This window comes from Phormidium pseudopriestleyi FRX01, from assembly GCF_017313335.1.
Taxonomy (GTDB): Bacteria; Cyanobacteriota; Cyanobacteriia; order Cyanobacteriales; family Laspinemataceae; genus Laspinema; species Laspinema pseudopriestleyi.
In genome coordinates, this window is sequence record NZ_JAFLQW010000141.1 from 1 (window position 1) to 10,978 (window position 10,978).

7 protein-coding genes are annotated in these 10,978 nt (G+C 48.1%); all 7 read left to right on the forward strand.

Annotated elements, in window-relative coordinates:
* Nucleotides 1-756: 756 nt before the first annotated feature.
* The 7 genes from J0895_RS05395 to pgsA all read left to right on the forward strand — a co-directional run bounded on the left by J0895_RS05395 (nt 757) and on the right by pgsA (nt 10,258).
* A complete protein-coding gene (locus tag J0895_RS05395) occupies nt 757-3,636 on the forward strand; it encodes an AAA family ATPase (RefSeq protein WP_207087095.1) in 2,880 nt (959 codons plus the stop codon).
* A 239-nt stretch (nt 3,637-3,875) separates the two neighbouring features.
* A complete protein-coding gene (locus tag J0895_RS05400; protein ID WP_207087096.1) occupies nt 3,876-5,108 on the forward strand; it encodes a hypothetical protein in 1,233 nt (410 codons plus the stop codon).
* Between the two features lie 11 nt (nt 5,109-5,119).
* On the forward strand, nt 5,120-5,734 hold the full coding sequence (locus J0895_RS05405) for a hypothetical protein (RefSeq protein ID WP_207087097.1): 615 nt from the start codon (nt 5,120-5,122) through the stop codon (nt 5,732-5,734).
* Nucleotides 5,724-6,083, forward strand: coding sequence for a hypothetical protein (locus J0895_RS05410; RefSeq protein WP_207087098.1), 360 nt, complete (start codon nt 5,724-5,726; stop codon nt 6,081-6,083). The genes J0895_RS05405 and J0895_RS05410 overlap by 11 nt, the downstream gene beginning before the upstream one ends.
* Nucleotides 6,084-6,570: 487 nt before the next feature.
* On the forward strand, nt 6,571-8,556 hold the full coding sequence (locus tag J0895_RS05415) for an acetate and sugar kinases/Hsc70/actin family protein (protein WP_207087099.1): 1,986 nt from the start codon (nt 6,571-6,573) through the stop codon (nt 8,554-8,556).
* Between the two features lie 351 nt (nt 8,557-8,907).
* The gene (locus J0895_RS05420) at nt 8,908-9,621 is read left to right on the forward strand and encodes a sugar transferase (protein ID WP_207087100.1); all 714 of its coding nucleotides are present in this window, start codon (nt 8,908-8,910) and stop codon (nt 9,619-9,621) included.
* A 109-nt stretch (nt 9,622-9,730) separates the two neighbouring features.
* Nucleotides 9,731-10,258 (forward strand): CDP-diacylglycerol--glycerol-3-phosphate 3-phosphatidyltransferase, encoded by a 528-nt coding sequence (gene pgsA / locus J0895_RS05425; RefSeq protein WP_207087101.1) that lies wholly within the window; start codon nt 9,731-9,733, stop codon nt 10,256-10,258.
* Nucleotides 10,259-10,978: the final 720 nt, after the last annotated feature.

The window sequence follows — 10,978 nt, forward strand, 5'->3', positions numbered from 1 at the left end:
TATCCTTCGCAAAGTAAAGGGAAAGTTCAAATCTAATTTGAGCGGACTTATTAGAGGCACTTTGAGCAGCGCCCATCAGACTTAGGCTTTGGTCTAAGGCTGTGCAAGAATCCCCGTGTCTTTAGACATCGGGAGTGTCAATTAGCCATAATAACCTATTCGCGAGTCTGACCCCACAGACCCTTGACAATAGCCTTGGGGAGTCTGCTCTTTTTCCCCCATCGAGTTCAGAACTGACCCACCCCAGAAACCGGGTTTCTCTATCCATATTTTTACTCAAGCCCCTACCCTTTTCGTGGAAACGCGGTTTTTTAGTGTCAGTCCTGCAGGGGTTAGTGCTTCCCTGGGTCCGGTTTATCGTGGTATTTGTAATAAAATGTGGTTAGGGCATCCTGATATCCGAAAAAAAAATCAATTTAGCCGAAAGCGGTGGAAATCAAGGCTCATCGTTTTCTTCTTTTAGGGTGCCAGTACAGTATTGGGAAAATCAACCGGGTTTGTTACAAAATATTGGCTTTTGAAAGCACCCAATCTGGGCCAAAAATCCGGTTTCTTGTCCCTGGAATCTCAAACTGTACCCCTGCTCTAGTAGCAACAACCCCACTCAATCGCCCTGGCGTGGATTCAAGGCATAGAAATTGGAATCGTCCAAAAATGAATCAAAAAATTGCCTCAGCACAAGCTACGATACGTTAAAAGTACCAGTATTTTCAGGGCCTAGGGGAAGTCTGTGCTGTTCTTATCGCCAGAGGTTCTATGGTGAGTTCTAATCGGGATCAACTACAAGCACTGATTGCAGACATTGATGGAATTCTGCGAAAAATGAACTCCCGCCTCGCGTGGTGGAGTTCGGGTGAGACTCGGCGGGTTTTGGAGCGAGTTCGTCTCTATCTGGATTCCCAGCTGGCCTCGGAGGGCAGCCATGCGGTGGCGGTGAGTGCGATGCAGCCTTATGCGATCGCCCCAAAAGCTGTCAGTGAAGCTCAAGAAGCTCAAGCGGTTTTACAAGCCTTGATGCAAGATTTGAGCGGGTTACGGACTAACCTGATGCAGCCATTACAGGAAGAAATCGCCACGTTACGACAAGAGCGGTATTCCCTGATGGAAGAAGTCCGGCAGTTGGAGCAAAGACAACGCCATTACCAGACTCTCGCGGGACAACAGGCTCATCAACAGCAAGCGATCGCCGACTTTCTCCAAGCTTTACTCGACCCCCTGCAAGACCGCCTCTCGCAACAGGTTTCTCAGGCGATCGGACAGATAGAAACCCAACTCTTAACTGAGGGGACTGCCGATCGCCTCGAACAAAGCGCTCTCGAATCTAAGTTCCGCGAAGATCTCAACGCCTTTACTACGGCACAGAATTCGGGCCTGTTATCCCCGGAAGCCCGATTAGAAGAGTTGCAGCGGTTACAGGAGGAATCCGATCGCCTGTTGATGTCCCTCGACTCTACCCTGCGCGTTGTATTTGAAGCCCTCGAACGCAACGTTAACAGCTACAATGACTCCCTGGTTCAAGGCTTAGACAAGATGCATCGCCTCGGACAACAAGGGGAACTGATGTTTAGCGCCTTGGTCAATCACCTGGCCCAACTCTTAGGTCAAGAGACCTCCTCCTATTTAAAATCATCCCTGCGATTGCTCTCTTCGACGCAAGCGGCGATCGTCAATGAGCAGGATTCCCCCCTGGAATCCGACCCAGAACCCTCTAACCTAGAATCTCCAGGCGATCGCCTCAAATCTCCTCCCACTCCACCGCCATCCCCGGAAACCCCCAAAACTCGGGGTAAAGCCCAGGGTGCAACTCCCCCCCAAAAGCAGCCTACAACACCCCTAGTTTCTACTCCACCATCAGCATCTGAACTCTCCCCGGAAGACAGTCCTGAACTACTCACCTTCCCCTTTGCCGGAGCAGAATTAACGCCGCCAATGGAGTCAGCAGAGGAGGGAATGACGGAGGCATTCTCAGATCTCGACAAGGCAACGGAGACAGCGCCTCAAATAGTCCCTAAGACTCGGGAGCAAATGTCTCAAGATAACTTTGAACTCGCGGCACAATGGGCCGAAAGTTCGGAAACGGAGGAGTTTTCCGAGGCGATCGCCCCGGAAAATAGCCCAAATGCGACCTCGGATCTGGACTTCGAGGACCTACCGGAATTAGATCTGGAGGGGTGGGTTACAGCGGATGATGACTTGCCCGAAAATTGGGAGTTGTCCGAGGGTTTGGAACTCGAAGAAAATCTCCCTCCCCCATCGGAGTTCATCCCGGAGTCGGGGGATGGGGATTTATTCGCCCTCAGTGAAGAACCGAACAGTGGTCAGACTCAGGAGAGGTCCCCTGATGGCGAAGATGACTTATTTGCAGAATTGGAGAGTCGCACGGATGCCCCAGGCATGGGGGGCGAATATTCAGAAGAATATATGGATGATTTTCTCTTTGGCGATCGCCTAGAGTCCCTGGTCCCCAAGTCGGATGCCTCAATTCCAGAAGAAATCACCCCCGTGCGATCGCCTTTAGAAATCAACTCCCCACCCGCTCCCCAGAAGACCGAACCCCCCAGGGAACCGGAACCCCCAACCAATCAAACAGAAGAATCCACAGACGATTTGTTTGCTGATTTTGAGACGGTTACCGAAGCAACCGGAGTCTCCCCAGAACCCGCAACGTTGCCGGACCCAGAACCCGAAATTGTGGAGGATACAGCCGCTTCCCTCATGGAGGATTGGCTTCCTGAATTTGAGGAGGAGGCGATCGTCTCAGACCTAGATTTAGCGGAAGACTGGGAAGAAACCGGCTATATCCCTGCTTCCCTCCAAGAAGATTTACTCCCAAATGAGGAGCTAGAGGATGACCTCGACAATCTCTGGCTGAGTAACACCGGCATCAAACGCTTAGATGAGGACCTCTCTAAATTAGAGGAAGCAGAAGCCAAGGGGGCCAGTCCGGACCCCTCGGACTGGCCGGGGACCGAGTTCAGTGCTGAACAATGGCTGGAGGACCTCGCCGATGAACCCCCGTTATCGGAGTCAGTCAGCTTAGAGGAGTTGGATGGAACTCTGCCTTGGGAAGAGAGTGGAGATGCTTCCTTAGATGCCGATGGGGAAAACTTGCTTTGGGAGGCAGGGGACTCGGACTGGAATGCGATCGGGCTCGAAGCAGACTTTACCCCTGAAATGGAACCCCCTTCCCCGACTGAAAACGGGCCGAAACCGGCTGGGAAAAGTCCAGTTCAAGGGGCTCAACCTTCTCAAACTCAGTCAAATTCTCGCAACTCCCAGAAAACCGTCTCTGGACCAACTGCTGGGTCCTCGACTCCCAAGGGTGAAAGTAAACCCGAGGCAACGGGGCGATCGAACAATGTTTTGCCCACCTTAGATGATATTTTTGCCGAACTGATGGCAACGAATCCGCCTCCGGTGGTCAAAGTCACAGTGGAGGAAGATGTCCACCATGAGACAGTGGAAGATTTTTTCGCTGACTTCATGGATGATGAGGATGAGGCCAAGGCACCCGCCGATCCCGAACCGGAAGCAGAGGAGCCAGAGGTCCCTATTTCCCCGGACGATGACCTCGCCAATCCCACCCTGGATACTTTTTTTGAAAGTTGGTCCGATGCTCCAAATGTCTCTAAATAGACCCCTTGGATACGGAACGTTAAGTCTCCGCAAAACTTGTGGATTACGAGCATTAATCCGCTACTCCACAAGTTTATCAAGGCCCAGAATTGTTATGTTTTATGAGACTTCTGGTCCAAATCTAACTCTCCCCCTTGGCAAGGGGGAGTTGGAGGGGGTCTCTTCAGAATACATCTATTCATCCCACCGTTAAGCTAAAATAAGAGTTCATCTAAAATCAAGCACTCGCCCTATTATATATGTCTAATAGACTTGAGCGGTTTAGAAAAGAAATGGCAGCTTTTGAGGGTGCGGCAGATCCAGCGCGATCGGTCGAACGCGGTCACTATGTACCCCATCCAAAAAAATCCCTGGCAGACAAGATAGCGGGACAAATCGCGCTTCGTCCTGCTTCTACGCATTTGTTAATCGGTGGCATTGGCTCAGGGAAAACGACCGAGCTATTAATCGCTCGCGATCGCATTAACGAATTAGAAGATACCTACGCTCATTATTTGGATGTCAGCTTGGAAGCCGATATTTCTCAGATGAAGCCCGGAGTGCTACTGGCAATGGTGGGGGTGGCGATATCTGAACTTGTCTCAGACAGTGATCAGGAAAATATGGGTGAATTTATAACAACCATTCGTCAATTAGCTTACGGTTATCAAGAGACGGTTTATGAGAGTATGTATGATGATGATTATTGGAATGATTATTATAATGATGGTAGCTACGATTCCGATGGAAATAGAGTTAGGGTAGTAGAACATACAGGACTTATTCCCATTCGGCCAAAAGCTCCTGAAGAAATTAAAAAATTACTAGAGGCAATAAAATATGTAAAACAAGTTTTATCTGAAAAATATGGAACAATCGTGTTATTATTGGATGGTTTAGATCGCCTCTATAAAGAGGAAATTTTTCTAAGACTTATTAGAGATGTGAAATCTCTATCAGAAATGGGAATAGGAGTGGTTATAATTGGGCCAATACAAGTAGCTTACAGCCAATATAAAAACCGTCTTGAGAGTGCAGTTAACTCCTTTGATTATCAACCATGTTTTGATGTTGTCAGGGATCCGGATGCTCGGAATTTCTTTGCCAACATTCTGGCTGTTCGTGCATCCGAAGGGTTTCTGGGTCAATCGTCAGTAGATGGCCTTATTCATTATTCAGGTGGAATGCTACGGGACTTGATTAACCTCACTCAATCTGCTATTCAAGAAGCTTATTTATCCGGTAGCGATAATTTGAACGAAGCTCATGTTGAGGTGGCTGCTCAGTCATTTGGGAGAGCCAAAATTTTTGGAATATCAGATGAAGAGTGCGATACGATGGAGCGAGTTTCAAAAGAAGGCAAATTTATTCCCAGAACTGAGGAAGATATTAGATTATTGGTCGAAGGAAAGATTTTAGAATATAGATATCCAGAACTGCGTCATGCTGTTCATCCTGCACTTTCACCTCTAATCAAAAAAAGTAAAGTATAGAATTAGCTTTGATGATAAAATCAGGATCGGGTAATGAAATTGCTTCAGTTTCTCTGGATGAGTTTTTGCAGAGAGTTAGATCGCAGCCTGAAAGTAATATTTGGGCGAGTCTGGTTGTAGAGCTTTTAAACGTTGAAGAAATTCTCGATGATTTACAATCGGGTATCGAAATTTTGGCTGAGTGCGAAGTCGAGAGCATTTCTGGAGAAAGAGGAGTGAGTGTACTCTGCGATCGCGTTCATAACTCAGGGGCTGATTATCTACTGCTGTGGAATTTTGAAACTTGGCAGCCTAACGATTGGCGTCATCTTGACAGTCTCAGAAGCCGGTTAAACCGCAAAGGGCGGGGAGGAGTGGTGATTTTATCTTCGCAATCTCTTCGAGCGATCAAGACCAATGCTCCAAATTTTTTTAGTTGGTTGAGTCCTAGAGTTTATGCATTAAATCAAGGTGCAGACTTGCTCACAAATGATGAACGAGAAGCGCGATTGTCTGCATTGCGAGAATGGTCTGGACAGTCGGATGTCGAAGTTATTGCCCTTGCAGAAGCTAAAGAATTACCCACAGAACCTGAATATGGGGAATGGCTTGTTCTTCTAGATCGGGAGGATCTCATTGAGCGGTAAAAGTGATTGGGAAAAAATGGGTCAGGAGATTCAGGATAGACTCGGGCAGGTTACCCCCACAACGATTAAAAGTGCTAAAGACTTTAAAAATCAAATATTAAAAACCCTGAATAAAGCCTCGGATGAAGAGATTTTAAAAACCAAACCTCATGAAATCCGCAATTTACTAAACCTCGAAAAATCCGGGCAGTATGGTAAGGAAGTCTTTGAGATTATGGGCGGGCAGAGAAACTTTAAGCGCAGTCGAAAACTCCCTCATTTTGAACGAACCGATCGCTGTTGGTTTGATTTTGCAATTCTCATCGACGCAAATCCCAAACCGGCCCAAGTTCTGGGATTTAACTTTTAAATTCGCTTTCCTGACGATTTTTCTGTTAAATTTGTCCGTTTTGACCTCAATACTCCCGGTCATGATAATGATAAACGAGGAATCAGATTTCATCTTCATCCCGGTCATGATAATTTAATGATTCCTAGTCCTCCTCTGTGTCCCTTAGAAATTTTGCATCTGTTTTTGTACGGTTTATCGATTCCCGATCGCCCCCGTTCTACCTAGAGAACAATCAGGGAACAGTCTTGCGCCAGCATAGGCCCCTTATCATCATCGGGGTGCTGTAGAATAATTTAGAGGTTGGGGAGGACCTAGGCAGACCAACAGGACCCGAAACCCAAACTGGGTAAAGGCTAAGTCTCAAAACCTAGTCTCAGAATTGCATATCCGTCAGCAGACTCAAAGATGCCCCGCCTGAGTTTTTCCTGGTAACACCTGCGCGTTTAGGATAGTAAACGGTTACACTCATTTTGGGACGGCAACCAGCTAAGGGGGAAACAGAAGAATGGCAGCGCCAAACGGATCGGCAGGGTTCTGGTATTTGGGAATTGATCTCGGGACGACTCACCTGTCGGCAGCTTTGTTCGATCGCCTGACCTGTCAGTTATATCCGCTCTATTGGCATCCTCTCGGTTCTCAGGGTTCTGACCCGACGTTTCGGTTGCCTTCCCAAGTTTATCTACGGTCCCAGGGATGGTGGTTGCATCAGTTTAAACCCCTGTTGTTGCCGGGGATTGCGGGAACGAAACTGAAGGAGAACGCGCGGGACCGAGAAATGCACCCGACGGTTGTCCCCTTGGAGTTGCTGAATCGAAAACGAGCAAAACGCGAGGTGGTGTTACGATCGCACGGAAGGTCCCTCGGATTAAGCGACTTGCTCGATGCGTTGAGTTCCCTGTTGGCGACGATCGCGGCGGCTGGGGTGGCTCCATTGGCCCAGGCGGATGGGTTGCCGGTGGTGGAAGTGGCATCGGGTTCTGGGCGATCGCGGATGTGGCCCCAGGCTTCCTCTCCTCGCAGTCATGCCGTTGCTACTCTGTCATCGGCCTTAACGATGGCGACCCCTTCTGCTGCCATTGGTGGCGCTGCTGGTTTAGAACCGGAGCGGTTTCCCCAGGCGATCGCTCAGTTACGCGGGGCAATTGTGAGTTTTCCGGGAAGTTGGCCCGATAGTTATTGTTTTAATATTCGCGAATCTATCTTAAGTGCGAAGCTCGTCCAAGAACCAGCCCAAGTGCTATTTGTGGAAAATGCGATCGCTGCATGGCTCTCGGTACTTCCAGGAGTCGGTGGGGAACGGGTGACGATTCCCTCGGTCTTATCTCGACAATTTCACCCCCAGGAAGGACCGGGAGCCAGTTGGCATCGCTCTCGGGCGGTGGGGACGCGCTATGGATTGGCGATCGATTCCGGTGCTACGATGACGGAGTTGGCATTGGTTTCTGTGCCAGAAAACCTGGAGGAACTCAGTCAATCTCACTTTAAAACTCGGAGTTTTCCTTATGCGGGTCACGGGTTAGATCAAGATATAATTTGTCAGTTATTTTGGACCGAGGCAGTCCGTCGGGAGAATCGCGGATATTGGTATCTGGGATGTGATTTGGAGTTACCCTGTCCAGGACAGCCTGATGGGGTGAGACGAATGCAGTTACAGCAGCGATTACTCGAACATCAGGCGGGACGAGAATTGTTAGCGGCAGCAGAAGAAGTGAAGTTGGCGCTACAAGAGCGAGATGTATATCCGGTTACGGTGGGGGAGTTTCGCTGGGCGATCGCTCACCGTGAGTTACAAACCTTAGTTGTTGAGCCGTTTCTCAACTTTTTGAATCAAGCGCTGAATGCGTTGTTGATTGAAACGGGTTTATCGGCGATCGCCATTGAGCGGGCAGTCTGTACCGGGGGGACTGCACAATCCCTGTCGTTAAGGGGTTGGATGCGGCAAAAACTCCCGAATGCGACGTTAATCGCTGATCCACCCCGGGGAAATCGGGGGTCAGGTTCGAGTCGGATTGCCTTCGGGTTGGCGGCGTTGCCTTTGTATCCTCGGGTTCTGGACTTGAATCGGCAGCAGTATGGGGATTATTTTTTACTCGCGGAGTTGTTACGGGCAATCAACGATGACTCCCCCCGGTCCTTACGGGAAGTTGTGGCATTGGTGGAACGTCGCGGGATTCACGGGCGATCGCTGGGTAGTCGGATTCAAGGGTTCCTGGAGGGGGATTTGCCTCCGGGGTTGAGTTCGTCTGTGAACTCTGTAGTCCCGATGCCGGAACTGGCGGCGACGACGGAATATCCTCTCACACCGGATATCCCTCTGTTTGAACAGGTTGATGGTGCTTATCGGGTTAATCTTGAACAGTCTCGGCGGTTGTTACAATATTTGCAGGCGATCGCCACAACTACTCATCAACATTTTGAAGACCCCCTACTTCTTTATTTAAGTGAGTTTTTAACGCCTCCACGCCATCATTCCGAAAATTTTTCTATATAAATATCGGATAAATGTAGTTAAAAATACAGAAAAAATTTAAAATATCGGATAGTGAGGGAAGCCAGGGTACAGAATTGAACCCTGGCCCCATCTCAATTGGGCGATCGCCGGATCGTGGGATAGCGTCAGTTGACCTGAATCTCTAAAAATCAGTTTAGACAGTCAAACAGCAAGGCGCAGGCGTTGGAGGAGGCGAGGGCTTCATTTTAAACAACACGAAAACTTTACAAAACTAACCAACATTTCAAAGTTTAAGTAAATATCCGCGAGTACCTATACCAAATTTTCTAAACATTGAGTAGAGTCAGTAAAGAATCAGGATAACCACCCCAAACCCAACGGGAGAAGATCGTGTTAACTGCTAATAAAATTGATATATCTATTCCCTTTACACTTAATCAACCCACTAGATCCACTATTCAAGAGACTTATTCTAATCCAACGATTCGGCAAGAATGCCATCCCTCCCTTGACAGTAAAATAAAGCGTCTCATTGATATTGTCGGAGCATTAGTCGGGTTGGCGATCACAGCCGTGATTGCTATTCCCCTTGTAATCGCCATGCAGTTGGACAATCCAGGACCCCTACTGTATAGCCAAACCCGCTGTGGCTACAAGGGCCGTCATTTCCGGATGTGGAAATTCCGCTCAATGGTCGTCAATGCTGAACATCTCCAGCATCTGGTGACAAACGAAGTCAAAGGACATCTATTTAAAAACGAAAATGACCCTCGCATCACCCGAGTAGGCAGGTTTCTACGTCGCACCAGTCTGGATGAACTGCCTCAATTTTGGAACGTTCTGCGCGGGGAAATGAGCTTAGTCGGCACTCGTCCACCCACTCCCGGGGAAGTTAAAGACTACCAACCTCACCATTTAGAGCGCTTGAACGTTAAACCGGGTCTAACTGGAGAATGGCAGACTCATGGACGCTCTAGTATTAAAGATTTTGAACAAGTGATTCACTTGGATTTGGAGTATCAGCGCAAGTGGTCGATTCTTTATGACTTCTTCCTCATTGGGAAAACCTTCCAGGTCCTTTTCAACCAAAAAGGAGCCTGCTAAAAGCAGTTTGTGGGTATAGAGCAAAATATTCAGAGCAAAATTATGTTAATCTAGGGCCAATCCTTTGGTCGGCCCTAGGTTTTTTTTATTCTGTTCTCGTGAGCTATTTATGACGCTCTCAACTTGGATTACTTTCTCCCGTTTATTGGGGGTGCCTTTTCTACTGTATTTCCTGTCAGACCCCACTCCGAGGTTGCGATGGATCTCCGTGGTGATTTTTTTGGTGGCAGCAGGAACGGATTGGTTGGATGGCTATTTAGCTCGAAAACTGGATCAAGTGACGGAGTTGGGGAAGTTTCTCGATCCGTTAGTTGATAAGTTATTGGTTCTGGCTCCCTTGATGTCCCTGGTGGAACTGGGACAGTTGCCTGCTTGGGGGGTATTTTTGATTTTGTTTAGGGAATTGGCGATCGCCGGATGGCGCATCAATCCAGCTTTAACGGGTAATGCGGCGATCGCCGGTGCTAATTTGTGGGGGAAGTTAAAAACTGTCAGTCAAATCCTGGCGATCGCCCTGTTGATCGCGCCTCTGCCTGGGGAATGGTCCGCGATCGCCCTAGTTGCCTTCTGGGTTTCTGTGGCCCTGACCTGGATTTCTGGTGTGATTTACCTGTGGCCTCAACCGAGTGACTCTTAATCCTCAATTAAGATTTAATTCAGGTAAATTTTATTCCTATAGATATAGATCCAGTTCGCGAAAATGGAACAAGGTCTGCCATGATTCCATCAATCTGTTCAACTCTGTTCAAATGAGTCCAGGGCGATCGAGACCTGATCCATTGGATAGGGAAACGATCTATCGAAAGAGGGATTAGCTTTATTTTGATCATCGCTAAACTAGGGAATAAATTCAGCCGATGCAAGTGGCAGTTCGATATTTTATTCCCCTCGAATGACCCACATCTCGTGCAATGGCACCTTACAACAAGCCTTGAAAGTTGCTCCCCCACAGGGGATGCTATTTAGGATAGGCAGGGGACTGTGCTTTTAGAGCTGTGCTGTGTTATCGATTTCTAAACCCGTGAGGATAGACTTGACAGTTTCCCAAAATAAAGTTTAACCTGTACTGGTTAAGCTTGTTAAAAAGGCAAGCTATTTAAGCGGGTATCTCGTGTTGTTTGGGTATTCCATTCGCTTCTTTGAGGGTCGGCTCGTTTGCGTGATTCCCCACGTCTGGGAACTTGACCCCATTAAGCTCTCCCTGCCCTGCAAGCCCCGATTTCCGCTTGTACTACAGCAGCAGATATTTACAATCTGTAAGTAATCCTGTTTTTTAGGGCTGGAGACAGAGTTTAAATTTCTGAATAAAGCTGTTTAAACTTACTCATTTTTCATGCTATTATAAGGTTATGAGCAA